This is a genomic window from Streptomyces gamaensis, from assembly GCF_042656465.1.
Lineage (GTDB): Bacteria > Actinomycetota > Actinomycetes > Streptomycetales > Streptomycetaceae > Streptomyces > Streptomyces gamaensis.
Genome location: NZ_JBHSPB010000011.1, coordinates 191,205 through 217,717 on the forward strand (window position 1 = coordinate 191,205; position 26,513 = coordinate 217,717).

25 protein-coding genes are annotated in these 26,513 nt (G+C 71.9%); 5 read left to right on the top strand and 20 right to left on the bottom strand.

All coding sequences use genetic code 11. The features are described from left to right. Positions 1-6 precede the first annotated feature (6 nt). Together ACFP1Z_RS19555 and ACFP1Z_RS19560 are read left to right on the top strand one after the other, a co-directional pair. Positions 7-972, top strand: coding sequence for a GlxA family transcriptional regulator (locus ACFP1Z_RS19555; RefSeq protein ID WP_390317762.1), 966 nt, complete (start codon positions 7-9; stop codon positions 970-972). Between the two features lie 123 nt (positions 973-1,095). Next, positions 1,096-2,580, top strand: coding sequence for a peptidoglycan D,D-transpeptidase FtsI family protein (locus tag ACFP1Z_RS19560; protein ID WP_390317764.1), 1,485 nt, complete (start codon positions 1,096-1,098; stop codon positions 2,578-2,580). On the opposite strand, the gene ACFP1Z_RS19565 is transcribed toward ACFP1Z_RS19560, so the two are convergent. Further along, positions 2,570-3,076 carry a MarR family winged helix-turn-helix transcriptional regulator gene (locus ACFP1Z_RS19565; protein WP_390317766.1) on the bottom strand — a complete coding sequence of 169 codons (507 nt, stop codon included), beginning with the start codon at positions 3,074-3,076 and terminating at the stop codon, positions 2,570-2,572. The two genes, ACFP1Z_RS19560 and ACFP1Z_RS19565, sit on opposite strands and share 11 nt — an antisense overlap. Before the next feature lie 116 nt (positions 3,077-3,192). Here ACFP1Z_RS19565 and ACFP1Z_RS19570 point away from each other — a divergent pair, with 116 nt between their 5' ends. Beyond that, positions 3,193-3,606 carry an organic hydroperoxide resistance protein gene (locus ACFP1Z_RS19570; RefSeq protein WP_390317768.1) on the top strand — a complete coding sequence of 138 codons (414 nt, stop codon included), beginning with the start codon at positions 3,193-3,195 and terminating at the stop codon, positions 3,604-3,606. A 51-nt stretch (positions 3,607-3,657) separates the two neighbouring features. Here ACFP1Z_RS19570 and ACFP1Z_RS19575 read toward each other — a convergent pair whose 3' ends face one another. The 4 genes from ACFP1Z_RS19575 to ACFP1Z_RS19590 all read right to left on the bottom strand — a co-directional run bounded on the left by ACFP1Z_RS19575 (position 3,658) and on the right by ACFP1Z_RS19590 (position 9,326). After that, positions 3,658-5,067 carry an amino acid permease gene (locus ACFP1Z_RS19575; RefSeq protein ID WP_390317770.1) on the bottom strand — a complete coding sequence of 470 codons (1,410 nt, stop codon included), beginning with the start codon at positions 5,065-5,067 and terminating at the stop codon, positions 3,658-3,660. Positions 5,068-5,143: 76 nt separating this feature from the next. Further along, the gene (locus ACFP1Z_RS19580; RefSeq protein ID WP_390317771.1) at positions 5,144-5,671 is read right to left on the bottom strand and encodes a P-loop nucleotide/nucleoside kinase family protein; all 528 of its coding nucleotides are present in this window, start codon (positions 5,669-5,671) and stop codon (positions 5,144-5,146) included. 64 nt (positions 5,672-5,735) lie between these two features. Then, entirely contained in the window at positions 5,736-7,634 is a 1,899-nt protein-coding gene (locus ACFP1Z_RS19585; protein WP_390317773.1) for an ABC transporter ATP-binding protein, read from the bottom strand. A 3-nt stretch (positions 7,635-7,637) separates the two neighbouring features. After that, positions 7,638-9,326 carry an ABC transporter ATP-binding protein gene (locus ACFP1Z_RS19590; protein ID WP_390317775.1) on the bottom strand — a complete coding sequence of 563 codons (1,689 nt, stop codon included), beginning with the start codon at positions 9,324-9,326 and terminating at the stop codon, positions 7,638-7,640. Between the two features lie 202 nt (positions 9,327-9,528). Between ACFP1Z_RS19590 and ACFP1Z_RS19595 the strand changes: the two genes are divergently transcribed. Next, positions 9,529-10,506, top strand: a complete 978-nt coding sequence (locus tag ACFP1Z_RS19595; RefSeq protein WP_390317777.1) for a phosphotransferase family protein — start codon at positions 9,529-9,531, stop codon at positions 10,504-10,506. Between the two features lie 77 nt (positions 10,507-10,583). On the opposite strand, the gene galE is transcribed toward ACFP1Z_RS19595, so the two are convergent. Together galE and ACFP1Z_RS19605 are read right to left on the bottom strand one after the other, a co-directional pair. Continuing rightward, positions 10,584-11,546 (bottom strand): UDP-glucose 4-epimerase GalE, encoded by a 963-nt coding sequence (galE, locus tag ACFP1Z_RS19600; RefSeq protein WP_390317779.1) that lies wholly within the window; start codon positions 11,544-11,546, stop codon positions 10,584-10,586. Further along, positions 11,543-12,175 carry a D-glycero-alpha-D-manno-heptose-1,7-bisphosphate 7-phosphatase gene (locus tag ACFP1Z_RS19605; RefSeq protein ID WP_390317781.1) on the bottom strand — a complete coding sequence of 211 codons (633 nt, stop codon included), beginning with the start codon at positions 12,173-12,175 and terminating at the stop codon, positions 11,543-11,545. The genes galE and ACFP1Z_RS19605 overlap by 4 nt, the downstream gene beginning before the upstream one ends. 109 nt (positions 12,176-12,284) lie before the next feature. On the opposite strand from ACFP1Z_RS19605, the gene ACFP1Z_RS19610 reads away from it, so the two are divergent. After that, positions 12,285-13,397, top strand: coding sequence for a glycosyltransferase (locus ACFP1Z_RS19610; protein ID WP_390317783.1), 1,113 nt, complete (start codon positions 12,285-12,287; stop codon positions 13,395-13,397). 26 nt (positions 13,398-13,423) lie between these two features. On the opposite strand, the gene ACFP1Z_RS19615 is transcribed toward ACFP1Z_RS19610, so the two are convergent. The 13 genes from ACFP1Z_RS19615 to ACFP1Z_RS19675 all read right to left on the bottom strand — a co-directional run bounded on the left by ACFP1Z_RS19615 (position 13,424) and on the right by ACFP1Z_RS19675 (position 26,491). Then, complete coding sequence (locus ACFP1Z_RS19615; RefSeq protein WP_390317785.1) at positions 13,424-14,284, bottom strand: galactose-1-phosphate uridylyltransferase; 861 nt, start codon at positions 14,282-14,284, stop codon at positions 13,424-13,426. A gap of 22 nt (positions 14,285-14,306) precedes the next feature. Beyond that, positions 14,307-15,323, bottom strand: coding sequence for a zinc-dependent alcohol dehydrogenase (locus ACFP1Z_RS19620; protein WP_390317787.1), 1,017 nt, complete (start codon positions 15,321-15,323; stop codon positions 14,307-14,309). 35 nt (positions 15,324-15,358) lie between these two features. Continuing rightward, positions 15,359-15,973, bottom strand: a complete 615-nt coding sequence (locus tag ACFP1Z_RS19625; RefSeq protein WP_390317789.1) for an SIS domain-containing protein — start codon at positions 15,971-15,973, stop codon at positions 15,359-15,361. Positions 15,974-16,072: 99 nt separating this feature from the next. Continuing rightward, positions 16,073-16,849, bottom strand: a complete 777-nt coding sequence (locus tag ACFP1Z_RS19630) for a phytanoyl-CoA dioxygenase family protein (RefSeq protein WP_390317791.1) — start codon at positions 16,847-16,849, stop codon at positions 16,073-16,075. A gap of 16 nt (positions 16,850-16,865) precedes the next feature. Next, positions 16,866-18,017 carry a DegT/DnrJ/EryC1/StrS family aminotransferase gene (locus ACFP1Z_RS19635; RefSeq protein ID WP_390317793.1) on the bottom strand — a complete coding sequence of 384 codons (1,152 nt, stop codon included), beginning with the start codon at positions 18,015-18,017 and terminating at the stop codon, positions 16,866-16,868. Continuing rightward, a complete protein-coding gene (locus ACFP1Z_RS19640) occupies positions 18,014-18,949 on the bottom strand; it encodes an NAD-dependent epimerase/dehydratase family protein (RefSeq protein ID WP_390317795.1) in 936 nt (311 codons plus the stop codon). The genes ACFP1Z_RS19635 and ACFP1Z_RS19640 overlap by 4 nt, the downstream gene beginning before the upstream one ends. Continuing rightward, the gene (locus ACFP1Z_RS19645) at positions 18,949-19,944 is read right to left on the bottom strand and encodes a radical SAM protein (protein WP_390317797.1); all 996 of its coding nucleotides are present in this window, start codon (positions 19,942-19,944) and stop codon (positions 18,949-18,951) included. The genes ACFP1Z_RS19640 and ACFP1Z_RS19645 overlap by 1 nt, the downstream gene beginning before the upstream one ends. Then, positions 19,941-20,756: a glycosyltransferase family 2 protein gene (locus tag ACFP1Z_RS19650; RefSeq protein WP_390317800.1), complete on the bottom strand. Its 816-nt coding sequence runs from the start codon at positions 20,754-20,756 to the stop codon at positions 19,941-19,943. The genes ACFP1Z_RS19645 and ACFP1Z_RS19650 overlap by 4 nt, the downstream gene beginning before the upstream one ends. Before the next feature lie 50 nt (positions 20,757-20,806). Further along, on the bottom strand, positions 20,807-21,802 hold the full coding sequence (locus ACFP1Z_RS19655) for a GHMP family kinase ATP-binding protein (RefSeq protein WP_390317802.1): 996 nt from the start codon (positions 21,800-21,802) through the stop codon (positions 20,807-20,809). Next, the gene (locus ACFP1Z_RS19660; RefSeq protein ID WP_390317804.1) at positions 21,795-22,973 is read right to left on the bottom strand and encodes an iron-containing alcohol dehydrogenase; all 1,179 of its coding nucleotides are present in this window, start codon (positions 22,971-22,973) and stop codon (positions 21,795-21,797) included. Before ACFP1Z_RS19660 ends, ACFP1Z_RS19655 begins: the two co-directional genes overlap by 8 nt. Positions 22,974-23,035: 62 nt before the next feature. Then, positions 23,036-23,857, bottom strand: coding sequence for a DNA-methyltransferase (locus tag ACFP1Z_RS19665; RefSeq protein ID WP_390317806.1), 822 nt, complete (start codon positions 23,855-23,857; stop codon positions 23,036-23,038). 71 nt (positions 23,858-23,928) lie between these two features. After that, positions 23,929-25,167 carry a DegT/DnrJ/EryC1/StrS family aminotransferase gene (locus ACFP1Z_RS19670; protein WP_390317808.1) on the bottom strand — a complete coding sequence of 413 codons (1,239 nt, stop codon included), beginning with the start codon at positions 25,165-25,167 and terminating at the stop codon, positions 23,929-23,931. Between the two features lie 241 nt (positions 25,168-25,408). Beyond that, on the bottom strand, positions 25,409-26,491 hold the full coding sequence (locus tag ACFP1Z_RS19675; protein ID WP_390317810.1) for an alpha/beta hydrolase: 1,083 nt from the start codon (positions 26,489-26,491) through the stop codon (positions 25,409-25,411). Positions 26,492-26,513 lie beyond the last annotated feature (22 nt).

The window sequence follows — 26,513 nt, forward strand, 5'->3', positions numbered from 1 at the left end:
GCCGCGATGGTGCGCCGTGACGTGCTGGTGGTCCTCTACGAGGGTGTCCAGAGCATCGATGTCACCGGCCCGGTCGAGGTGTTCGCGTGCGCCGGCCTGTACCGGCCCGACGCGTACCGGGTCCGGACGGCCACCTTGGACGGCCGTCCGGTACGGACGTGGAGCGGCCTCACCCTCGTCCCCGACCTGGCGCTGGCGGACGGGCCGTCCCCGCACACGCTCGTCGTACCCGGCGGTCCGGGGACCCGCGTCCCCGGCCCGGACCCGGGGCTGGTCGGATGGCTGCGCGAGCACGCCCCGAAGGCCGGGCGCGTGGTGTCGGTGTGCACGGGAGCGTTCCTGCTCGCCGAGGCCGGACTGCTGGACGGCCACCGCGCGACCACGCACTGGTCGCAGTGCGAACACCTCGCCGCCCGGTATCCCGCCGTACGCGTCGAACCCGACCCGATCTTCCTGCGGGAGGGGAAACTGGCCACGTCGGCGGGGGTGACGGCGGGCATCGACCTGGCACTGGATCTGGTCCGCGACGACCTGGGCCGGGAGACGGCCCTGTCCGTCGCCCGTGAGCTGGTCGTCTTCCTGACCCGTCCTGGCGATCAGGCCCAGTTCAGCACCCATCTGCACGCCCAGACCGCCGAGCGCCTGCCGCTGCGCGACGTCCAGCAGTGGATCACCGAGCACCCTGACGAGGACCTGTCCGTCGAGGCGCTCGCCCGCCGTGCGGCGTTGTCACCGCGCCAATTCGGGAGGGCTTTCCGCGACGAGGTCGGCATGACACCCGGCCGTTACGTGGAGCTTATCCGGCTGGAGCAGGCCCGCCGTCTGCTGACCACCACGGACAGCGGCATCGAGGAGACCTCACGCCGCTGCGGTTACGGCACACCCGAGGCCATGCGCCGCGCATTCCTGCGCAACCTCGGTGTCGGCCCCGCGGAATACCGTCGCCGCTTCCGCCCCCCGAAGAGGCTCTGATCACCGGGTTTTGACGGACTTCTGGAACCGTTTTGACAGAAATGACATCCTTCATCCCCAGAGGCCGCAGTGTTCGGCCCGGGGGCATTGACGCGGGCACAAGGGAGACAGGAGCGCAGGACCATGAACAAGCCGCTGAGGCGCATAGCCGTCTTCTGTGGGGTGCTCGTCTTCGCCGTGCTGGTCCGGGCGACGTGGGTGCAGTTCGTGCAGGCGGACGAGTTGTCGAGCAACAAGAACAACCGCCGGGTGAAGATCGAGGCCTTCGCCAACCCCCGGGGCAACATCATCGTCGGCGGCAAGCCGGTCACCGGCTCGCAGGAGGGCGGTGACACGGACTTCAAGTACAAGCGCACCTACGTCGACGGCCCGATGTACGCGCCCGTCACCGGCTATGCCTCCCAGGCCATCGGCAACTCGCTGCTGGAGGGCACCTACAACAAGATCCTCAACGGCCGCGACGACCGGCTCGCCCTCAAACGCGCCAAGGACATCCTGACCGGGGAGCAGCCGCGCGGCGGCGACGTCATCACCACCATCGACCCCAAGGCGCAGGAGGCCGCCTACAAGGGTCTGACCGACCTCAACGCCAAGGGCGCGGTGGTCGCCATCGACCCGCGCACCGGCAGGATCCTCGCCATGGCCTCCACGCCCTCCTACGACCCCGGTGTCTTCGCCGACATCAACAACAGCAAGAAGTTCAGCGAACTGGAAAAGGACAAGAACAAGCCGCTGAACAACCGCGCCCTGCGCGAGACCTACCCGCCCGGCTCCACCTTCAAGATCCTCACCGCCGCCGCGGCCATCGAGAACGGCGTGGTCACCAACGTCGACGCGTCCTCCGGCGCCCCCTCCCCGTACCAGCTGCCGCTGTCCACGAACAAGATCAGCAGCGAGGCGGGCGACGCGTCCTGCGACAAGGTCTCCATGAAGCGGGCCATGGAGATCTCCTGCAACAACGTCTTCCTCGACGCGGCGAACAAGCTGGGCCAGGACAAGATGCGCGAGACCGCGCAGAAGTTCGGGCTCAACTCCGACTTCTACAACAAGGACTTCGGGGACCTGGCCGCGGCCAAGAGCCTCTACCCGGACAAGCTCGACAAGCCGCAGACGGCACTGACCGGCATGGGACAGGGCAGCCTGACCAGCACCCCGCTGGAGATGGCCGCGGTCACCGCGGCCCTCGCGAACGACGGCAAGCTCATGCAGCCGCACATCGTGGACGAGCTCCGCGGCCCCGACCTGACCACCATCGAGAAGTTCGGCCCCAAGATGAAGTCCCAGGCCGTCTCCGCCGCCACCGCGAAGAAGGTCCAGGAGATGATGGAGGCCACCGCCACCGCCAGCGACGGCAGCGCCCGCAAGGCGCAGATCGACGGATACACCGTCGGCGGCAAGACCGGCACCGCGCAGCACGGCGTGAACAACGAGAAGCTGCCCTACGCCTGGTTCGTCTCCTACGCCAAGCAGAGCGACGGCACCTCGCCGGTCGCGGTCGCCGTCTTCGTCGACCCGGAAGGCATGGACATCTCGCGCACGGAGATCGGCGGCGGCAAGCTGGGCGCCCCGATCGCCAAGTCCGTCATGGAAGCCGTCCTCAAGAAGTAGAAGTAGCGGACGCCGCGGCGTCGAGCGCGCGGGTCAGCCGGTCGATGGTGGCCCGCAGCTCCGCGGCCTCGCGGGCGTCGAGGCCGGTCGCGGAGATGATCCGCACCGGCACGAGGGCGGCTTCCGTGCGCAGCTCCGAGCCCGCCGGGGTGAGGCGGACGAGGACGGAGCGCTCGTCCTGCGCGCTGCGCTCGCGGTGGACGAGCCCGGCCGCCTCCAGGCGTTTGAGGAGCGGGGAGAGCGTCCCGGAGTCGAGGCGGAGGAGTTCGCCCAGCCGTTTGACGGGCAGCTCGGTGTGCTCCCACAGGGCCATCATGACCAGGTACTGCGGGTACGTCAGACCGAGGTCCTTGAGGACCGTGCGGTAGACGGAGCCGAACGCGCGGGACGCGGCGTTCAGGGAGAAACAGAGCTGCAGGTCCAGGCGGAGGTAGTCCTCGCGGGGCGCGTCCCCCGGTCGGTCCGTCGGTGGCTTCTCGGTCGGCGGCTTCGTCATGCGCCCAGGTTAGCTCGGGAGGCATTTAGTTGTGCACAACTTAATCGTGGGCTACTGTTCCTGGTACGGCGACCGCACAGGTCGTCGGCCACGATCGTTCGAGAGGGATGGTTCGCATGGAAGCCCTGTACACCGCCGTCGCCACCGCCACCCACGGCCGCGAGGGCCGCGCCGTCAGTTCCGACGGCCGTCTCGACGTCCGGCTGGCCTTCCCGGCGCAGCTGGGCGGCGACGGCAACGGAACGAACCCGGAGCAGTTGTTCGCCGCCGGGTACGCGGCCTGCTTCGCCAGTGCCCTCGGACTGGTGGGCCGCGAGGCGAAGACCGATCTCGGCGAGGCCGCCGTGACCGCCGAGGTCGGCATAGGCAAGGAGGGCGCGGGCTTCGGGCTGGCGGTCACCCTGCGCGTGGAACTGCCCGACACGGTCGACGCCGCGACGGGCCGCGAGCTGGTCGAGCAGGCGCACCAGGTCTGCCCGTACTCCAGGGCGACCCGCGGCAACATCCCGGTCGAGCTGGTCGTCGAGTAACCCCGGCCGGGCAACCCCAGGGGCCGGCGGGCCCGCCGGCCCCTGGGGGCTTCAGCGCATGTCGGTGTCGCGCCGTGCGCGGAGTTCCCTGATCCACGCCACGGCCAGGACGACCGCCGCCGCCCCGGCCGACCACAGCAGCTGCTGCCGGGCCGTGGCATCGGTCAGCATCAGTGCCACGACCGTCGCCATCGCGGCCAGCGCCGCCCACGTCAGGTACGGGAAGGCCCACATGCGCAGGACCAGGCGCTCGGGGTGCTCGCGTTCGATACGGCGGCGCATCCGCAGCTGGGAGACGGCGATCAGGGCCCAGACGAAGAGGATCACCGCGCCCACCGCGTTGAGCATGCAGGAGAAGACGGTGTCCGGCCAGAACAGATTGAGCAGGACGGACACGAAGCCGAAGGCGACGGAGGCGAGCACGGCCCGGCGCGGGACCCCGCCGGGCGAGACCCGCAGCAGTCCGCGCGGGGCCTCGCCGCGCTCGGCGAGCGAGTGGACCATGCGGGAGGCGCTGTACAGATTCGCGTTCAGCGCCGAGAGCAGGGCCACGAACACCACAACGTTCATGATCTGCCCGGCGGCCGGCACACCGATCGCGTCGAGCACGGCCACGTACGGGCTCTCCCCGGGCCTGACGGCGTTCCACGGCAGCAGGGTGACGATGACCAGCATCGACGCGATGTAGAAGAAGAGGATCCGCCACACCGAGGTGCGCACCGCACGCGACACCGAGCGGGCGGGGTCGTCGGACTCGGCCGCCGCGATCGTGACGACCTCCAGGCCGCCGAAGGTGAAGACCACGGCCAGGATCCCGTTGATGACGCCCGCCCAGCCGTTGGGGAGGAAGCCCCCGTGGCCGGTGAGGTTCGCGAGCCCCACCGGGGCGGTGTCCGGCAGCACCCCGGTGATCGCGAGGGTGCCCAGCCCCAGGAACAGGACGATCGCCCCGACCTTCAGGGAGGCGAGCCAGAACTCGAACTCCCCGAAGTTGCGCACGGCGGTGAGGTTGCTGACGGTGAAGACCGTCATGAAGACCGCCACCCAGGCCCACTGCGGAACCGCGGGCAGCCAGCCGTTCGCGATCGTGGCGGCTCCCGTGGCCTCCACGGCGAGCACGACGACGAGCAGGAACCAGTACAGCCAGCCGGCCGAGAACCCGGCCCAGCGGCCCAGCGCCCGCTCCGCGTGGACGGAGAAGGAGCCGGAAGCCGGCGCCGCGGCGGACATCTCACCCAGCATCCGCATCACGAGCATCGCGAGTCCGCCCGCGAACAGGTACGACAGCATGATCCCGGGACCGGCCACGGCGATCCCGGCGCCGGAGCCGACGAAGAGCCCGGCTCCGATCACCCCGCCCAGCCCCAGCATCGTCAGATGGCGCTGCTTGAGCCCGTGCCCCAGGGACTCCTCACCAGGGGCAGCGGAGGGATCGTTGACAGGCTGGGTGAGCTGAACCACTCGAAAATTCCGTTCTGGGCTTTGCGGGCGCCCGGAACGGACGGCAGAGCTGTCGGAGGGATATGGGGGGAATTTATCACATATCTGTGCGAATTCTTGGGGTCTTTCTTGGGGCCTCTCCGACCCACCCCGCCAGGTCCGCCGCCACCTCGGCGGGACCGCGGCCGCTGGTGGTGAACGCCCGGCCGATGACGCGGCGCAGCTCGTCCGCGTCCCCCAGCGCGTTGTCGATCTGCTCGCGGTCCCAGCCACGAGCGGCCAGCCGTGCCCGCCTGTCCGCCCCGTCGCAGTCGAGCCGCGCCCACAGCGGCTCCGGCAGGCCCGCGACGTCCGACGCCGCGCGGGCCCACTCGTCTGGTGACAGCGGGCACATGACGAGCACGGGCCTGCCGGACCGCAGCATCAAGGCGATGATCCTCGCCCACAGCCTGTTGTATCCGGGCCACGCCAGGCCGGCCGAGGCGGACGTGAGGTCCATGCCCAGCAGGCTGCCGACGGGGCCGATCAGCTCGTCGAAGTCGACGGCGGTGAACGGGTACGCGGCCAGGTGCGCGATCACCGTGGACTTCCCGGCGCCCGGAGCGCCGGTCACGAGGTGGAGCATCGGGGTGCCGAACCTTCCTGATCACTTCCCGGCGACATCACTTTCCGGAACTTTCCGGACGGCGTCACTTCCCGGGCGGCGGCCCGTCGTCGACCGTCGAGATCCATGTGCGATACATACGGCTGAACGGCCCCGAGGCGTCGATGAGTTGACCGGGCGGTCCGTCCTCCACGATACGGCCGGACTCCATGACCAGCACGCGGTCGGCGGCCAGGACGGTCGACAGCCGGTGCGCGATGATCAGGGCCGTGCGGTCGGCGAGCACCTTGGCCATGGCGGTCTGCACGGCGCGTTCCGTCGGGATGTCCAGGCTGGAGGTGGCCTCGTCCAGCAGCAGCACGGTCGGGTCGGCCAGGAAGGCGCGGGTGAGGGCCACCATCTGGCGCTGGCCCGCCGACAGGCGGCTGCCGCGTTTGCTGACCTGTGTGGCGTAGCCGTCGGGCAGGGCCGTGATGAAGGCGTGTGCGCCGACGGCGGCCGCGGCGGCGTGGAGGTCGGCCTCGGCCGCGTCGGGCCGGGCCAGTGCGAGGTTCTCCGCCACTGTCCCGCTGAACAGGAAGTTCTCCTGGGTCAGAAGGGTCACTTCGCGGCGCAGGTCCGCTTCCGCGAGATCCCTGAGGTCCACGCCGTCCAGCAGCACCGCTCCGGCCGACGGGTCGTAGAAACGGGCGACGAGCTTGGCCAGGGTGGACTTCCCGGCGCCCGTCTCGCCGACGACGGCCACGGTCTGCCCCGCGGGAACCGTCAGATCCAGGCGCGGGAGGACGAGCGGGCCCGTAGGCGCGTAACGGAACTCCACGTCGCGGAGCCGCAGCCGGCCCCGTTCCGGCCGGTCGGCGGCGAGGAACGCGGGGGCGGCCGGTTCGGGCACGGACGAGCGTACGGCCAGGAAGCCCGAGATCTTCTCCAGGGCCGCGGCGGCCGCGGCGTACTTGTTGGTGAAGGTCGCGAGCTCGTCCAACGGATCGTAGAACTTGCGGAGATAGAGCAGGAAGGCGGTCAGCACGCCGAGCGGCAGGGTGCCGTTCGCGATCCGCCAGCTGCCGATCGCGAGGACCAGGGCCAGAGAGGCGTTGCCGAGCAGGCGGACGCCCGCGGTGTAGCGGGCCACCACGTGCAGCGCGTCGGTGTGCGCGTCGCGGAAGTCGTCGTTGAGCCGGTTCATCCGTGCCGCCGCGCGGGCCTCGGCGCGGAACGCCTGGACGGCCCGGATGCCGCCGAGCGTCTCGCCCAGCTCCACCAGGATCTCCGCGACGGTGTTGCGGGCCCTGCGGTACGCCTGCCGCGACCGCTCACGGAACCAGCGGGTCATCAGCACGAGAGGGACGGCCGAGGAGAGGACGACCAGGGCCAGCGGCAGGTCCAGCCACAGCAGCAGGACGGCGATCCCGCCCACCGACAGCAGCGAGGTCAGCAGACCGTCCAGGCTCGTCTCGACGAGGTCGCGCACCGCGTCGACGTCCGAGGTGAGCCGGGAGACCACACGGCCCGAGGTGTAGGCGTCGTGGAAGGCGACCGGCAGGCGCTGCGCGTGCTCGAAGATACGGGTGCGCAGCTCCAGCAGGACGGACTGGCCGACGCTGCCGGACAGCCGGAAGAAGCCGTAGCGCGCGCCGGCGGCGAGCAGACCGCAGGCGGTGAACCCGGCCACGCACCACACGAGGGCCCCCGGCCGCCCAGCGACCGCCGTCGGCACCCCTACGTCGATGGCCCGGGCGATCAGCAGGGGGCCGGCCAACTGCCCGAGGTTCTCGGCCACCAGGGCCGCCAGCGCCAGCAGGGACCGGGACAGCCAGGGCCGCAGCAGCGAGCCGAGCAGCCGCCGGGAACGGGCGCGGACACGCGCCTGGGTGGCCTTGTCGAGAACAGGGGCGTCCTCGGCGGCGAGGGCGCCGGCGAGGTCCGCCGTGTGCCCGGGGGCCCCGGCGGACCCGGGGGACTTCGCGCACGTCGTCTCGCTCACGGGTCACCGTCCGGGGGTCGCCATCAGGGCGCGGTAGTGCGCGCAGGAGTCCAGGAGCCGACGGTGGGTGCCGACGGCGAGGATGCGGCCGTCGGCCAGGACCGCGACCCGGTCCGCCATGCGCGCGGTGTTCGGCCGGTGCGCCACCACGAGCGCCGTGGCATCGCGCAGCACCCCGCGCAGCGCCCGTTCCACCTCCGCCTCGGTGTGCAGGTCGAGGGCGGACAGCGGGTCGTCGAGGACGAGCAGGACGGGACGGGGGAGCACCGCGCGGGCGAGGGCGAGCCGTTGCCGCTGTCCCCCGGACAGGGACATGCCGCGTTCCCCGACGCGGGTGCCCGGCCCGTGGGGGCGCAGCGCGTCGACGAACTCCTCGGCGCAGGCCACCCGGAGGGCCTCGCGGACGTCGGCGGGGGAGGCGGCCGGGGCGCCGAGGGCGACGTTCTCGTGGACGGAGGCGGAGGAGAGCAGCGCGTCCTCGAAGGCGCAGCCCATCATCGCCCGCAGCTCGGCCAGCGGCATGTCCCTTACGTCCACGCCGTCGACGGTCACGCGGCCGGCGGTGACGTCCGCGAGCCGGGGGACCAGGGAGGCCAGGGTGGTCTTGCCCGATCCGGTGGCGCCGACGAGCGCCATCGTCTCGCCGGGCCGTACCTCCAGGTCGACGCCGCGCAGCAACGGGCCGGTCCGCCCCGGGTACTGGAAGTGGACGTTCTCGAAGCGCAGCCTGCCCCGCGCGGGGCGGACCGGGGACACGGGCCGGGCGGGGTCGGTGACGGCCGGCGGGCAGTCCCTGATCTCCCAGTAGCGGTCGCAGGCCGCGGCGGCCGTGCTGGTCTCCGACAGCGCCCAGCCGATGCACTCGGTCGGCCAGCGCAGATACGTGCTGACCGTGATCGCGGCGACGAGCTGGCCGAGGGTCAGCCGGCCGTCGGCGATGCCCCAGCTGCCCACCGCGAGCTGGCCGGCGATGCCGAGTTCGGGCAGGACGAGGAGCGCGGTCGACAGCGCCCCCAGGATGCGCACGATGCGCAGTTCGGTCGAGCGCAGCCGGCGGGCCTGTTCGACGAAGGTCCGGGTGCGCTCCGCGGAGCGTCCGAACGCCCTGATGACGCGCGTGCCGAGCATCGTCTCCTCGACGACGGTGGTGAGGTCGCCCAGCTGGTCCTGCGCGCGGCGGGCGACGACCTTGTAGCGCGTCTCGTAGAAGTAGGAGACCAGCAGCAGCGGCGCGGCACCGGCCAGGCCGACCAGGGCGAGCGCGGGCGCGATGGTGAACAGGATGCCCAGACCCGCCACCAGGGTCAGGGAGTTGACGAGGAGGAAGACCGCCGCGAAGGCCAGGTACTTGCGCAGGGTCACCAGGTCGTTGACCGCGCGGGACATCAGCTGGCCGGACTGCCAGCGGTCGTGGAAGGCGACGGGCAGCCGCAGCAGATGGGCGAAGAGGTCGGCCCGCATCCGGGACTCCACCAGCGCGGTGGGACGGGCGATGAGTTTGCGGCGCGCCCAGAACAGCCCCGCTTCCGCGGCTCCCAGCACGGCGACGAGCAGGACCAGCTGCGGCAGCCGTCCGAAATCGCCGGAGCGCAGCGGCCCGTCGACGATGCGCTGCACCACCAGAGGAATGCCGAGCCCGCACAGCAGAGCCCCCAGCGTGGCAGCGGCGGCCCCGGCGACGGGGCGCCACACCGGCCGTAAATACGGGCCGATCCGGCGGAGAACAGCAAGGGATGACGCGGCAGTTCGGGCCGAAGTGCCGTCGACGCTCAATGCCACTCCTCACAACGATGGGGTAAATGGCCGGAGTTCACCGTTGCCCGGTCGGTCGGCCATGTTATCCTGAATCGAATTCGACAGGCATCATCACACGCAGAGAAACCGGGGACCTGCCGTGCCGGAGAATTACCCCGCCCAGCCGAGTGAAATCACCTCGGAAGAGACCTACGCGAAACTGCGGAACGATCCGGAATTCTGGGAGCCTTGGGGACGGCGCGCGCTGGACCTGGCGGGCCTGGCCGCCCCGCGGGCCTTGAGGATCCCGGGGGAGAGCACGAACCCGGTGCTGATCGCCGACACCGGCGCGGTGGTCAAGCTCTACGGCGAGCACTGGTGCGGACCGGAGAGCCATGCCGCCGAGTCGGAGGCGTACGAGGTGCTGGCGGGCCAGGATCTGCCGGTTCCGCCGCTGCTGGGACGGGGCGAGCTGTATCCGGGCAGCAGTGGCTGGCCGTGGCCGTTCCTGGTGATGGCGACCGCTTCCGGCATCACCTGGCGGGAAGCGTCCGCGCGCGCGGACCGGCCGACGCAGCTGACCCTGGCGCGGCGTTTCGGTGCGGTGCTGCGCCGGCTGCATTCCGTTCCGCTGACCGGATCCAGAGCGCTGCGACCGGATTCCCCGGTCTTCGCCGAGCTGCTGACGGAACGCCGCGCGGCCACCGTGGCGGACCACCGGGAATGGGGATATCTCTCGGACCGGCTGCTGGACAAGGTGGAGGATTTCCTCCCCGACGTCGACACCCTGCTCGACGGCCTGGAACCGGTATTCGTGCACGGCGATCTGCATGGCACCAACCTTTTCGTCGATACGGAGAGCGAGCTGGTGACCGGTCTGATCGATTTCACCGACGTGTACGCGGGAGACCCCCGGTACAGCCTCGTCCAATTGCACCTCAACGCTTTCCGCGCGGACCGCGAGTTGCTCGCCGCGCTGCTCGACGGGGCCCAGTGGCAGGTGCCGGAGAGCTTCGCCGAGGACATGCTGATGTTCACGTTCCTGCACGACTTCGACGTGCTGGAGGAGGTCCCGACGGATCTGTCCGGCATCACCGACATCGGAGAACTTGCCCGGATCCTGTGGGATGTACGGTAGCGGACCCGAGGGCCGCTCCGGCAGTTGATATCCGTCATCTCCTCGTCCGTCATGCTGTGTCCGTCATGCTGTGTCCGTCATGAGGGCCTGGCCCGGTGGAACCGCCACGCGTCCTCGATCATCCCGTCGAGGGCCGGGCGGGCCGGCTGCCAGCCGAGCTCGCGGCGGACGCGGCCGGCGGAGGCGACCAGGACGGCCGGGTCCCCCGGGCGCCGGGCCACCACCCGGGCGGGCACGCGGCGACCGGTCACCCGGGCCACGGCCGCCAGCACCTCCCGCACCGAGAAACCCGCGCCGTTGCCCAGGTTGTAGGCGCGGTGCTCGCCGGGCACCGCGCCGCGCAGCGCGGCCAGATGCGCCTCCGCGACATCGGCGACATGGATGAAGTCCCGTACGCATGTGCCGTCATGGGTGGGATAGTCGTCACCGAACACCGGGAACTCCCCGCGCCCGCCCAGCGCCGCCTCCAGGGCCAGCGGAACGATGTGCGTCTCCGGCTCGTGCCGCTCACCGAACTCCCCCAGCGCGCCCGCCACATTGAAGTAGCGCAGACTCACCGCGGCCAGCCCGTGAGCCCGGGCGTACGCCTCCAGCGCCAGATCGACGGCGAGCTTCGACGCCCCATAGGGATTGGCGGGCACCGTGGGCGCGCTCTCCTCGATCGGCACCCGGTCCGGCTGCCCGTAGACCGCCGCCGTGGACGAGAACACCAGCCGGCCGACCTCCGCCCGCAGCACCGCGTCCAGCAGGGTCAGGCTCTCCACCGTGTTGTTGCGCCAGAAACGCTCGGGACGGCGCACCGAATCGTCGATCAGGGCCCGCGCCGCGAGATGCAGCACCGCGTCGAACGGGCCCTGCCCGGAAAGGACTCCGGCCGCCTCGGACATCGAACCCCGCACGAACGCGGCCCCGCGCGGGACGGCGTCGGCGAACCCGGTGGACAGATCGTCCAGGACGACGACCCGATGCCCTTCCTCAAGCAGCCGGCAGGCCACCGCACTGCCGATGAAACCGGCACCGCCGGTCACCAGAACCTTCACACGCCATCACCTCTCCGCGGGTCTGCGGGGCCGCGCCGTCGCGGCCGCCGACGGGACGTGAGCAAAAGATCGACGGCCGTCCACAAATCCGCCGCCACAAGGTCCGCCGCGGTCTGTCCGGCGTTTTCCGCCGGGCGGCCGATACGGACGGTCGCGGTGCCCGCGGCCTTTCCGGCGAGCACGTCCGACTCCGAATCACCGATCATGACGGAATGCGCCGGATCGATGTCCGGGAAATCCCGCGCGGCCGCCCGGAGCAGTCCCGGCAGCGGTTTTCTGCAGCCGCACCGGCCCACCTCGTGCGGACAGATGTAGCAGGCGTCCAGGAACGCCCCGCCGGCCCGCAGCATTTCGGCGAGCCGCCGGTGCACCGCGGCCACGTCCTCGCGCGTCATCAGGCCCCTGGCCACGCCCCGTTGGTTGGTCACCAGCACCACGCGCCGCCCCGCGGCGTTGAGCCGGCGCACGGCCTCGGCCGCGCCCGGAAGCAGCACCAGTTCCCCCGGGGACGTGACGTACTGCCCGTCGGGCGGCTTCACGTTCACGGTGCCGTCCCGGTCCAGGAAGAATGTGCCGGGCCCGCCCGTGGCATTTTCGGCCGGGCCGAATTCCGTTGCCGTGTACCGCACTTCCGCGTACCCGCTTCCGCTGTTATGGTCATTCAGGCTCCCGGGGAGCCGGAATGGAGGCCATGCGAGAATGGGCACCGCCGATCGAGCACGACTCCGCATTCTCATCGTGTCGGCGAACGAAACGGCGCCGTGGGGCCCCAGCGAGACGAACTGGGCGCTCGCCGCGCGCTGCTGGACGGACCGGGGCGCCGAGATCCACGCGTGCGTCAAGGGCTGGGACGAGGTGCCCGCCGAGCTCGCCGCCGTCGAGCGGGCCGGATGCACGGTGCACCGCCGCTGGGAGAAGCCTCCCCACGACCTGCGGCCCATCCACGAACTCCCCTGGTCCGAGCGGCAGTCGAGCACCCTGGACAAGGTCCGCCCCGACCTGGTCGTCATCTCCCAGGGCGACAACTACGAGGGGCTGGGCTGGATGGAGGAGTGCCGGACGCGCGGCCTCCCCTACGTCGCCTACTCCAACTCCGCCGCCGACTTCGAGTGGCCGGCGGACGACGTGGCACAGCGGCTGGCCGTGGCGTACCGCGCGGCCCGCGCCGCCGTCTTCGTCTCCGAGGCCAACCGCGAACTGACCCAACGCCAGATCGGCACGGACCTGCCCAACGCCCGTGTCGTGCGCTGCCACTTCAAGGTGGACTACGCCGCCGCCCCGCCCTGGCCCGCGACGGCCGAACCCCTCAGGCTGGCCTGCCCCGCCCGCCTCGACCCCATCAGCAAGGGCCAGGACGTGCTCTTCGAGGTCCTCGCCCGGCCCAAGTGGCGTGAACGCCCCCTGACCGTCTCCCTGTTCGGCACCGGCTCCCACGCGTGGGTGCTGCGCGGCCTGCGCGACCGGCTCGGCCTGCGCGGCGTCGAGTTCGCCGGCTGGACCACGGACGTCGAGGCGATCTGGCGCGAGCACCACGGCCTGGTCCTGTGCTCGCGGGCCGAGGGCCTGCCCACCGTCATCGTCGAGGCGATGCTCTGCGGCCGGCCCGCCGTCGTCAGCGACGTGGCGGGCAACGCCGAGCTCATCGAGGACGGGGTCACCGGCTTCGTCGCGGCCGCCCCGGTCGCCGCCTGCCTCGACGATGCCCTGGAACGGGCCTGGCAGCGCCGTGACGAGTGGCAGGAGATCGGCCGCCGCGCGGCCCGCGCCGTGCGCCGGCAGGTCCCGCCGGACCCGATCGCCCTCCTCGTGGACCAGCTGGAGGAACTGGCCGCCCGACCCCGCCACTCCTGACCGGGACCCGAGCCGCCGTGAGGCCGTCACGATCCCCGCAGCCTCTCGGCGGCGCGCTCCGGCTCCAGCGGCGTGAAGTACATCCCGCTGCCCAGTTCCCCCGCGGCGAGGTAACGGGGCACCCCGGCAGCCCGCCAGACCACGTTCACCTCCAGATACAGGTGCGCCCACGGCCACCGCCCGCCGTCGGTGGGGCGCTGACGCACCCACAGCAGATACGGGGCGGGCCGGCCGAACAGCGCGTCGACGTGGCCGAAGACGGTCGTGAGCAGCCCGGCCAGCTCCCGCAGCCCGCCCGCCGTCACCCCCGGCAGATCCGGCACATGGGCGCGCGGCGCCAGCCGCAGCGCGTACGGGAACAGCGGCGCCTCGGGGACCCACGCCCGCCACCCGCCCTCCTCGGCCACCACCAGCTCCTTCGCGGGCTCCTCGCACAGCGGGCAGCGGCCGAGGAGGCGGCTGCGCTCCAACTGGGCCGCTGGGGCGTGCGGGACGTCCGGCAGGGCGAACGCCTGGCCGTGCGGATGGTCCACGGTCGCACCCGCGTCGGCACCCCGGTTCTCGAAGAGCAGGACGTAGGCCACATCGGGCCGCGCACCGAGCTCCGCAGTGCACTCGCCCCACAACTCCACGGCCGTCAGGGCCTGTTGGATACCCATGGTGGCCCAGGATGCGCCGTGCTCGGGGGAGTGGAGCAGCACCTCGCACCGGCCCCCGTCCAGGGCGGGCCAGCGGTTGGGGAACCGCCGGACCCGGTAGTCCGCCGGCGCCTCGGTCCCGCCCGGACAGAACGGACAGTCCTCGCCCCGGGAACGCGGCCGGCCCTGGCGGCGGCCGTTGACCGCCACCGTGAGGCCGGTGAGCGGATCCGTACGCACCTCGGTCACGCGCGCTGCCCTCCCCCCGGCTTCAGCGGTCGGCACGGATCGCGACGCGGATCACGTCCGGGTCGCGCCGGCCGGCGAGCCGGAACGCCTTGTCGGCCTCCGACAGCCCCAGGACGTGGGTGATGACCGGGTCGGTGCGCAGGGCCCCGCGCGCGACCAGGTCCGCGGCCCGGCGCAGGAACCGGCCCGGCCCCATGACCCCGATCGTCGACATGAGCTTGAGCGGCCACTGCGCGGACGGCACCTCGACCCGCTTGCCGACCCGGTAGCCGATCAGCCCGACCCGGCCGCCGGGCCGCACGAGTTCCCCGGCCAGCCGGATCGCCTCCGGCTCCCCGCAGGCGTCCAGGACGACATCCGGCAGCCCCGCGGGGCCCACGTCCTCGATCCACCGCGTGACCTGTTCCTCGCCGGACAGCACGGTCCGCGCGCCCAGGGAGGCCGCCACGGCGGCCCGCCGCTCGATCGGGTCGACGGCCAGGACGACGCAGCCGCCGGACATCCGCGCCGCCTGCAGCAGGTTCAGGCCGATGCCGCCACAGCCCAGCACGGCGACGGTCTCCCCGGCCTCCAGCCGTACCCGGTCCAGTGCGTGCAGGGCCACGGCCAGCGGCTCGGCCTGGGTGGCCGTCAGCAGATCGGTGTCCGGCGGCAGTCGCACCAGATGCGTCTCCGGGACGGCGATGTACTCGGCGCAGCCGCCCGGGTCGGTGAAGCCGAACTCCCGCAGCCCGGGGCACATCACCGGCTGCCCTCTGCGGCACCACGGGCAGTGCCCGCAGGTCAGCGCGATGTCACCGACCACCTTGTCTCCGGGGGACACCAGGGGGCCGCGGGCCTCGACGACCGTACCGCTCCACTCGTGGCCCGGTACGGCCGGCAGGGCGGAGCCGTGCCACACGTCGTTGTACAGGGAGACGTCGCTGCCGCAGATCGCGTTGTAGGCGACGCGGACCAGGGCCCAGCCCTCGGGCGGCTCCGGTTCGGGGACGTTCTCGACGGACAGGTCGCGGGGGCCGTGGAGCACTGCTGCACGCATGCGGGAAGCCCTTTCGGCGCGGAGGTTTCCTCGGATCAACTCTGGGGTGGCCGCGGGGAGTTGTCGCTGTTGTCCCGCAGGGACTGGGTGACGAAGTGAAAGATCATGCTGTGCATGGCCTCGGCCATGCCGACGTCCTTGGTGGGGGTGTTGACCTCCGTGTCCGCGAGATCGCGCAGGACGCCGCCGGTGCCCGCGGTCACCGCGATCACCCGCAGCCCCGCCCCCTTGGCCCACCGCGCCGCCGCCACCACGTTGGGGCTGGTGCCCGAGCAGCTGATCACCAGCAGCCGGTCGCCGGGGCGGGCCAGCAGCCGCAGCGGCTCGACGAACACCCTCTCGTAACCGCAGTCGTTGGCATAGGCGGTGAGCATCGACAGGTTGTCGGTGAGGGAGACGGCCCGCAGCGGCGGGTTCCCCTCCGCGCAGGTGCCCTTGAGGAGGTCCTGCGCGAGATGGGAGGCGGCCGAGGCGCTGCCGCCGTTGCCCGCCAGGAAGACCGCGGCGCCCTCGCGCCGCACCTCGTCGAGTTCGGTGATCAGCTGCTGCACCTGGTCGCCCATGGCTGCGAGCAAGGGGCCCGCGGCGTCCAGGTACTCCTCCCACGGGCGGCGGCCCGGACGGCCTCCGGCGATGGAGTCCTGCGTCATCTCTGCGTACCTGCAATCGTGTCGGGGAGCACCGGACGGGTGCGGGGGCGTCTCGCGGTCGTGGTGGGCGGAACCCGGCCGGGCACAACGGCCGTACTGTCAGCGGACGAAGTCCTCTTCGACGTCGTGGTCGACGTACCCTGTGCCGCGCAGGTCGCCGGTCTCGCCGTCCAGCTCGCGCCAGTCGGCCATGTAGGTCGGTCCGTACCCGAAGGCGACCAGCGCCCGGTCACCGGGGGTGCGCTTGCGGCGGGTTCCGTGCATGAGCGCCTCGTTGAGCAGCAGCAGGTCACCCGCGCCCACGAACAGGTCGCTGAGGGTCGGGAAGCCCTCGTCGATCAGCGACGTGCGCGCGCCGCGCTCCGCGCGCGGGCGCAGCAGCGGGAAGTTGGCCTTGTGCGAGCCCTGGATGTAGCAGAACGAGCCGTCCTCCCGGGAGCGGATCTCGCTGAGGTACACCAGGGCCTTCACGTACGGGCAGAACAGCTTGCCGTCGTGGTAGGTGTGGGTGATCGACAGGTCGCGGCCCACGGTCCCGCCGCCGAGGTCGAGGAGTTCGGAGCTGCCGCCGTGCAGGTACAGCACGCTGTCCGGACCGCGGCGCAGCGCGTAGCCCTCCAGGATGCGCAGCGGCTGGTTGACGACCTCGCGCACCCGGCCGACGATGCGGCCGTCCCGCCCGAGCCGGGCGAACAGCTCACTGGCGCCCGGCAGGCCGTCGTAGCGCAGGGTGTTGGCGAAGCCGGGGTCGACCGGGCGGAGCCGGTCGAGTTCCGCGCGGAAACCGGCGACCTCCGGCGCGCTGAACAGGCCCGGCACGAGCAGGAATCCGGTGGTGTCGAAGAGGTAGAGCTCTTGCGGTGACAGGGCGGGCACAGGGGTCCCCTTTCCGTCAGTGCCGTGGGGGCGGGGTCACGTCCGGGTCCGCGAGGGCCGCCTCCAGGGCGCGCAGGACGGCGTCGGCGTCGGCGTCGCTCATGCGGGTGTGCAGGGGCAGACAGATGTGCCGGGCGCACAGGTCCGTGGCGACAGGATGCTCCCCGGCCGGGATCCGCCCCCGGAACACCGGCTGGGCATCGAGCGGCAACTCGTAGATCTCACCGCCGAGTTGCACACCCTCCTCCCGCATCAGGGCGCGCAGCCGCTGCCGGTCGGTCCCGGGATCCAGGACGACCACGTACTTGTACCAGCTCGCCGGGGAGTGCTGGGGCAGCAGGGGGCGTACCCCGCGCAGGCCGGCCAGCCCGGCGGTGTAGCGCCGGGCAACACGGTCACGGGCCGTCAGGAAGGCATCGAGACGGCGCAGTTGCACCCTGCCGACGGCGGCGTGCAGTTCGCTCATCCGCGCGTTCTCACCGAGCACGGTGTGGTAGCTGCGCCAGGGTTCCGGCTTGCCCAGGTTGCGGTACAGGCGTACGAGCCGGGCGAGTTCGTCGTCGTCGGTGATGACCATGCCGCCCTCGGCGGAGGTGAGGACCTTCGTCGCGTAGAAGGAGAACGCCCCGGCCGCGCCGAAGGTCCCGGCGTGCCGCCCGCCCAGGCGGCTGCCGTGGGCGTGGGCGCAGTCCTCGAACAGCCACAGCCCGCGGCGCGCGCACCAGGCGGCGACGGCCTCGACGTCCGGGGTGATCATGCCGCCCATGTGGACGAGCAGCACCCCCGTGGTCGCGCCGGTCACGGCCCGCTCCAGGTCCCGTACCCCGGGCGCGAGCGTGCCGGCGTCCACGTCCGTCAGCCGGACCCGCAGCCCTGCCAGCAGGGGAGCGGCGGCCGACGAGTAGAAGGAGTTGGCCGGGACCAGCACCTCGCCGCCGCCCTCGCCGGACAGTGCCCGCAGCCCGCACACCAGGGCGGCCGTACCGGAGGCGACGGCCACGGCGTGCCGGACACCGCAGCAGCGGGCCGTCTCCCGCTCGAACGCCTCGACCTGCGCGCCCTGCGTGAGCTGCCCGGTCGTCAGACTGGTGCGCACGGCGGCGAGCACGTCCTCGATGTCCGCGTCGCGGAAGTCGGGCCGTACGGGGACCACGCGCGCGGGCCTCACCGGCCGCTCACCTCCGCCGCGCTGCCCTCGCCGGCCCGCAGCTGCATGCGCAGCCCCTGGTCGATGGTGATCCGGGGGGTCCAGCCGAGCTGCCGGCGGGCCTTGGCGGTGGAGACCAGGCGCTGGGAGTAGACGAGTTCACCGCGCCGGGCCGGCTCCTCGCGGTGCACGATGGGCACCCCGCCGAACAGGGCCGAGACCCGCTCGGCCAGTTCCCGCGTGGTGAGGATCTCGGGCCCCTCCAGGTTGTAGACCTCGCCCGCGGCGACCGGGGCCGTGGCCCGCAGGAAGGCGTCGGCGAGGTCGTGGACGTGCAGGAACGCGCGCCGTTCGGAGCCGTCGCCGAAGACGGTCAGCTCCCTGCCCTCGGCCGCCGCCCGCAGGAAGGCCGAGACGACGAGCCCGGGCCACATGCCGGGGCCGTAGACCGGGCTGTAGCGCAGCACCGTGGAATCGAGGCCGTGCAGCCGGGCGTAGTCCCGGGCCAGCAGCTCCTTGGCGATCATCGAGGTGGTGTAGAAGTGACCCGCGCCGGTCGGCAGGAAGGGCTCGTCCTCGTCGATGGCCTCCACACGCATCGCGTTGTACACCCAGCAGCTGCCCGCGAGGACGACGCGGGAGACCCCGCAGGCGGCCGACGCGTCGAGCACCACCGTGGTGCCGGTGACATTGATGTCCATCGCGGTCACCGGGTCGGCCAGCACGGCACGCGCGTCGGCGACCCCGGCCAGGTGCATGACCGTGTCCGGCCGCCAGGAGGCGAACAGCTCGCGCACCTCCCGTCGCGCGGTGACGCTCAACGCCCGGCCGGGAAAAGGGTCGTCGGGCGTCCACCGGGTGTCGACGACGAGGACCTCGTGGCCCTCGTCGTGGCAGCGGCGGGCCACGTGACGGCCGATGAAACCGGACCCGCCGGTCACCAGACAACGCATCAGGTCCCCTTCGGGGTGTGGTGGATGTGAGGGCCGGCGGAGCCGGACGGCGCCCGGCCCGCGCTGCCGGCGGTCTCGCGAAGGCGGGCGCGCCATTCCTCCGGGCTGTCCACGGCACAGCCGTCGTCCGCGTGGGGCGTACGGTCCAGCAGGGCCAGGAACCCGTAATCGGTGAGGTCCTCGGTGGCGCGCCGCTGCGGTTCGCGGAAGTCGCGCCGGGTGCGCTGCTCGTGCGGCATGCGCAGCCCCGCACTGCCCAGACAGTTCCGGCAGGCCCGCAGGGGCTCGGGGGAGCGGAGATACGCCAGCAGCCGCTCCGGGAACCCCGGCTCGTCCGTGATCTCCAGCCCGTCCTGCCACGGATCCGCCCCGCCGTCGAGGACCCGGGGGAGGAACACGGACTGCGGGCAGACGAAGAAATGGCCCTCGTACACGGTGTGGCAGCGCCACACATGGGCGATCTGGCACGTGGCGTGGATCCGCCGCACCAGACCCTCGTCGGACGTGCCGAACTCCGAATAGGAGTAACGGAAGTGCGAGTAGTGCAGGACCGTGAGGGTGACGCCGTGGTCCGCCGCGTGCCCCCGGATCCGGGCCAGCTCCTCCTCGGGAAGCTCCTTCCCCGGATAGACGGAGATCTCCACCTCGTCCACCGCCGCCCAGAAGTCCTCGCGCATACGCGGCAGCAGCACGCCGTTGGTGCACACGACGATCCTCGGCGCGATGCCGCTGGCACGTACGGACCGCAGGATGGTGACGAGTTCGCGGTGCAGCAGCGGCTCCCCGCCGAGGACCTTCACGAACCGGGCCCGGAAGGACCGCGCCAGCACCGTCAGATCACGCGCCGCCGTCCCCGGATCGACGAAGGACCGGGGAAAGACCGGGGAGAGGTGGCTGCACGAGGCGCACCCGAGATTGCAGTGGTGCGCGACATTGAGCTCGCACCCCTCCGGCGTGACCACCTTGCCGTCCTCGAAGCGATACGGACCGGTCATGGGACCGCCTCCTGTTCTCCCGCGTCCCGCCAGGAGAAGGTTGGGTCGAACGGGAGGGAGAAGTTGTTGGAGTAGCCGCCCAGGTAGTAGCGCAGGGTGGCCCTTCCGGTGCAGGAGACCGGCTCCCCGCGAGCACGCAGATCCATGGCGAACTTGTCGTCCTCGCCGACGGATGCGGCCTCGTCCCGGGCGTCGTAGACGTCCCGGAAGGGCACGTCCAGCAGCAGGCCCCGGTCCAGCAGCCACTCACCGGTGTCGACCGAGACCACCGGATCGGCCACCCCCGGCGGGTCGAGCCGGTCCCGCCGCACACAACTGCCCGGGGTGACGACGCCCTTGGCGCGCATCCACGCCCACTGGGCCCGCCCCTCCGCCGCGTCACGTGCCCAGGGCTCACGGGGCTCCAGATACGGGGTGCCGTCGGCGTTGAGCATCGTCAGATGGGAGTGCACGGCGCGGTGACCGGTGCGCCCGGCGCACTCCAGCAGGCTGCTGAGGTGCTCCGGCTCCCATTCGTTGTCGTCGTCGAGGAAACAGATCCAGCGGGCGCGGCTCGCGCGTACCGCCATGTTGCGCAGCCGGGCCGAGCGCCCCGGCCCGGACACGTCCTCGGGGCCGCGCCCGGCCAGCAGCCAGCGGACGTTGCCGGGCAGCGGCTCGCGGGCCCGCAGGGACAGATAGGTCTCGTGACAGTCGTCGATCACGACGAGGTGCCGGCAGGGGGCGTCGAGGTCCTGCCGCTGGACACTGCGCAGGGCGCGCGCCAGCAGGCGGGGCCGGTTCCTGGTGAGGGTGACGACGGTGACCAGCACGGCTGGGTCGCCTTTCGCTCGGGGTGCGTTCGCGTCGGGAGGCACGGGAGTCACGGCGGCAGGGAGACGGCACGGGATCCGCTCTCGGTGAAGCGGAAGCGCAGCTCCCGCAGGCCCGCGCCGGCCATGGCCAGACGCACCGCGTCCCGCCGCCCGCGGCCACAGACCAGCAGCAGGAACCCGCCGCCGCCGGAACCCAGCAGCTTTCCCCCGACGGCCCCGGCCGCGAGCGCCCGGTCGTGCAGGCCGTCGAGCCACGGGCTGCTGACCCGCGCGCCGAGCCCGCACTTCAGCCGCCAGTGCCGCTCGACGAGCTCGCCGACGCTGTCGATGTCTCCCTTGCCCAGAGCGCCGGCCATGTCGTCGGCGATCCGCCGGATCCCGTGCAGGCGGCGCAGGGCGTCGCCGTGGCCCTGGAGGGTGTGCCGGTTCTGCTCGGCGAGCACGTCCCCGGCGTCCCGGCCGACACCGGTGTGGAACAGCAGCAGCCGTCCCTCCAACTCGGCCCGTACGCCCGGGTCGAGGTCGAGACGGTCGGTCCCGACGTGGCCGGAGGCGTCGAAACGCAGGATCCGGATGCCGCCGTGGGCCGCGATGTAGTGGTCCTGCTTGCCGACCGCGCGCCCCAGGTCCTCGATCTCGATCCGGGCCGCCGATTCGGCGAGTTCACGGGCGTCGGGCGTACGGGGATGGGCGGCGGCGTGCAGCAGGGAGACGGCCAGGGCCGCCGAGCCGCCCAGCCCGCTGCCGCTGGGCACGTCGGCGAAGACGGCCACCTGAGCGGCGCGGGTCAGCCCCGCGCGCGTCAGACAGGCACGCAGCATGGGATCGGGGTGCAGCCGCGCCCCCTCGACGCTCGCGCAGCGGTCCGTGGCGGTGCGCAGCCGCCCCTCGAACTCGCGGGGGTGGACGGTGACCCCGACGTAGCGGTCGATGGCACAGCTGATCACCAGTCCGCCGTGGCGCGCGGAATAACTGGGCAGATCGGTGCCGCCGCCCGCGAGCGAGATCCGCAGCGGGGCCCGGGCCGTGACGGTCTCAGGCATGGGCCCCGCGCCCCCGGGAGCATCGCCCGCCGCACTCCCGGCCCCGGCGCAGCAGTTCGTGGACGGCGGCCCGGACGGCGCGACGGGGGACCGGGGTGAGACAGCGCTGCCCGGGTCCGAGCGGGACGCCCAGCGCGCTCAGCAGCACCATCGGGACGTGCGAGGAACTGTGCGCCTGGTAGCCGCGCTTGTTGTCGAAACCGATGTGGCGCATGACCGTCTCCGTGTCCAGCCCGGCCGTCAGACAGCGGCACACCCCGACGCGCGCGATGAGTTCCTCGTGCACGTCCACCGCGTCCGCGCCCAGGACGCCGAGCCGGTGCGCGACATCGGCCGCCGCGGCCATGCCCAGGGCCACGGCCTCGCCGTGCTTGATGGCACGGGCCGCCGAGTCCGGTGCGGCACTGGCGAGTTCGAGGGCGTGGCCGACGGTGTGTCCGTACTCCAGCAGCAGGCCCGCGTGCTTCTCGTGCGGGTCCCGCAGCAGCAGCCGGCTCTTGACCGTGAGGCTGAGGTCGAAGATCTCGCCGAGGTCGGCCGCCGTGTAGTCGGCCCGCGGGCGCAGCAGCCGGCGCAGGGCGGGGATCTGTCCCGGTGCGATGGCCAGCGCGTTCTTGACGGTCTCGCAGGTGCCCGACCGCAGATCGCGCGGGGACCCCACGGCTACCACACCGAGGTCGACGACGATCAGCTCGGGCGGGTGGTAGAGGCCGACGGTGTTCTTGGCGTGCGCGGTGTTGACGGCCTGCTTCGCCGAGATGACCGAGTCGCACGCGGCGATGACGGTGGTCGGCACGTGCACGAGCCGGATGCCGCGGAAGAGCAGCCCGGCCAGCAGCCCCGCGATATTGCCGGGGATGCCGCCGCCGACGGCCACGACGACGGACCGGCGCGTGACCCCGAAGTCCAGGGCGAGGTCGATGAACCGGGAGAGCGTGGCGAGGTTCTTGTACGCCTCACCGGGTGGGTGGGACAGCAGCAGGGCGGGCGCGGTCTGCTCGACGACGCCCGCGAGCTTGCCCCCCACCACCCCCTGGACGGTGTCGTCGGTGACGAACACGAAGCGGTCCGCGTCCAGAGCGGTGAGGACCTGGGCCACCTCGTCGAGACAGTCGTGCCCGAGCAGGACCCGCACGCGCCGGTCCCCGAGCGCGAAGGACCGTTCCGTCAAGGGGTGTTGGGGTCCGTGGGTACCGGCCGGGGCCGGGGGAGGGGGCTGGAAGTCCAAGACCATCACCTTCGTAGTGCGTCGATACGCCGCTCGGCGATCCCGGTCGCCTCGTCCGAGACGTCGTTGCAGGCCCAGGTACGGCCGGTGGCCTCGGCGGCCAGCGCCGTGGAACCGGTCCCGGCGAAGGGGTCGACGACGAGCTCGCCCTCCCGCGTCAGCAGGCGGATGAAGTACTCCGGCAGCGCCACCGGGAAACGGTCCGCCAGCACCGGGGACGGCTCGCCGGGGATCTCGTCGGGGCAGGACCCGTCGGCGGGGGAGTCGCCCATGGTGAGGAAGTTGCCGAACGGCCGGGTGAGATGGTTCTGGAAGCCGCGCACCTGCCGGGCGTCCACCGGGACATCGGGTGTCCTGGACAGCCAGAACCACATGCTGACGCAGTCGTCGAGGCGCACCCGGTGGTGCGTGCGCCACTCCTCCCGGGTCTGCAGGGAGTCGGGGTTGTACCAGTAGAACTCCTGGAGCAGATGCCAGTCCCCCTGCCCCAGCAGGGAGTTGACCGCGGCGAAGTTCTGCACCGTGCGCACCGGGGCGTCCTTCGCCCAGGTGCAGCCGAGCTCCATCACGAGGCTGCCGTCCGGGCGGAGCACCCGGGCGATCTCCGTGAGGAACGGATCGAGCCAGGTGACGAAGCCCGGAGAAGTCGGGTCCGCGGAAGAGGCCCGGTACGGGCCGGTGAACCAGGGCGAGGTGACCACCAGGCGGGCGGCGGCGTCGGGCAGGGTGCGCAGGAAGGCGACGGCGTCGCCCTGGCTGAGGGTTCCGTGGCCGGTCGACGTCACCACGCGCACGGGAGCGGTGTCCGCCGTGGTACGGGGTGTCATGGCGTCCCCCTTTCGTGTTTCGTGGAGGAACGGAGCTGCCGGGCACGCGGGACGTACTGCCTGACGGGACGTCAGGCAACGGCGAGGCGGTTCCTGGCCGTCTCCAGCGCCGCGGCCACCAGGTCCATGCGCTCGGGCGGCGCGAGGAACATCCAGTGCGGGAGCACGACGGCGTTCTCCCCCGCGGCCTCGGCGACGGGCAGCTCGAAGCGCGCCGGGTCCAGCTCCCGGGCCCGCCGCTCCCCGGCCCTCACCCAGCCCGAACTGAGCGGCTGGTAGAGGTCGTTGCGGTTCAGCGCCGAGTCGGCGGGCTCGACGTACGCCCCGAGCTGCTGGGTGAGCAGAGCGGCGACCTTGTGCTTGGCGCCGTGGCCGAACACCTCGGGACGCAGCCGCACACAGAACTGGTAGGCGGCCTCGGCGGTCAGCGCCGCCGGCCGGGCGAGGGGGAAGACGCCCTCGACGCCGCCGAGCAGCTCCTCCAGGCGCCGCATGGAGGCCCGGCGCAGGGCGTTCTCCTCGTCGAGCCGGCCGAGCCCGTCCAGCGCGACGGCCGCGTTGAACTCGCTCATGCAGTAGTTGTAGCCCTGCACCCCGGGCAGTTCCTCCAGCTCCAGCTCGCCGGGCGGGGCCCCCGCCCGGTGGCGGCGGCCGTCGACGCGCTTGCGGTACAGACGGGAGTGGATCCGCGGGTCGGAGGTCACCGCGACGCCCCCCTCCCCGCAGGTGAGGAGCTTGGTCTGCTGCAGACTGAACGCCGCGATGTCGCCGAACGTCCCCAGACGGCGCCCGCCCCAGACGGCGCCGTGCACGTGCGAACAGTCCTCCAGCAGCGCCAGGCCGTGCCGGCGGGCCAGCGCGCCCAGGGCGTCGAGGTCGACGGCGGACCCGTACAGGTGCACCGCCATGACGGCCTTGGTCCTCGGCGTGAGCGCGGCCTCGGCCGCCGCCACGGACAGGCACAGGGTGTCCGGTTCGACGTCGACGAGCACCGGGGTCGCGCCGACGCGCAGGGCGGAGGAGGCGCAGGCCACCCAGGTGAGCCCGGGGACGAGCACCTCGTCGCCGGGCCCCACGTCCAGCGCCTCCAGGGCGATGGTCAGGGCGGCCGAACCGTTGCAGGTGGGAACCGCGTGCGCGGCACCGAGATACGCGGCGAAGTCCCGCGCGAAGGACTCCTCGAAGGACCGCTCACCCGTGTACGCGCCGCTGACCGTCCAGCGGCCCGACCGCAGTGCCGCGAGCAGACGCTCCTCGGTCCGCGGGGTGAACCTCGGCCACGTGGGCCACTGATGTCTGTGTGTCTTCAAGCTGCCGGACCTCCGTGTTCACCGGACCACGTGCGAGGGTGGCCGTGGGGGAAACGACTGCGGTGCCGCGCATATCGTCCGCCGGGGCGGACGCTTGACGTTTGAGGGGAGTTCCTCGGAGCGGAGTCCCTCAGAGCGTACGTCTGTTCTTGTTTCCCTTGTCAACCACGGCGGTTGAGACAGGGACGGGGGAGCGGACTCTGTACAGGACGGCCGGTTCCCGGCCGGGAGGAATCCGGCATCAGGAGGAGGGGACGGGGCCCTGCATGTGCTCGCTGATCCACTGGATCAGACCGCCGGCCTCCATGTTCGGCACATATGTCTTGGCATTGTGGCTGCCTCCCTGGATGACACTCAGCTTGGTGTGGATCGGGCCCTTCGTGTACTGCTTCACGAAGTCCTCGATCGGCGGCATGGCCGAGGTCTCCTTGGTGCCGACCTGAAAGGCGAGATAGACGTCCGGACGCCCGGCCTGGATCAGCTTCGGCGCGAGCACCTTGGGGTTGTTGGCCGCCTTCTCCGCGTCGTGGCCCGCCCACAGCCGCGAGTCCGGGACGATGTCCGGCCCCGAGGCGATGACGGCCTTGAACTTGTCCGGCTTCTGCAGCACGGACTTCAGCCCCGCGAAACCTCCGGTGGAGGAGCCCATGAAGGCCCAGCCGTCACGGGAGTCGATCGTGCGGAAGTTCTCCTTGACCAGGTCCGGCACGTCCTCCGTCAGCCAGGTCCCCATTTTCTGCTGGCCGGGAATATCGCTGCCGTCCCAGTACAGACCGCCCTTGTCGGGCTCGGGGTTGAGGACCGGCATGGCGATGATGAACGGCAGGCTCTTGCCCTCCTGGGACCACTTCGAAATGCTCGCCTCAAGCTTGAGGTCCGTGCCCATCCAGTAGTTGCTCGGATACCCGGCGCCACCGGGCAGCGCGATCATCACGGGAAAGCCGCTCTTCGCGTACTTGGGGTCCTTGTACTGCGGCGGGACCCAGACCCAGACCTTCCCCGTGAACCCGGACTTCTTTCCCGCGTACTCGGTGACCGCGATCTTGCTGCCGTCCTCCGGAACCGTGCCGGAAACGGCGAACTTCGCCTCCGGGCCCCTGGGCATGGACACCTTGCCCGTCCCGCCCTGCCCGGCGCTCTGCTCGCCGTTGCCGCCGAAGCTGATCGCGTCGCCCTTGTCGGAGAAGACCTCGAAGTGGTCGAGCACCTGCCAGGTGCCCAGCCCGAGCACGGCCATCACGGCCGCTATGAGGACCCAGCGCTTGGGACGGGGGCCGCGCCTCGGGCCCTGAGCGGATATGCCTTCTACGTCGGGAGGTGTCATGGTCCGTGCTCCGGGTGTGCTG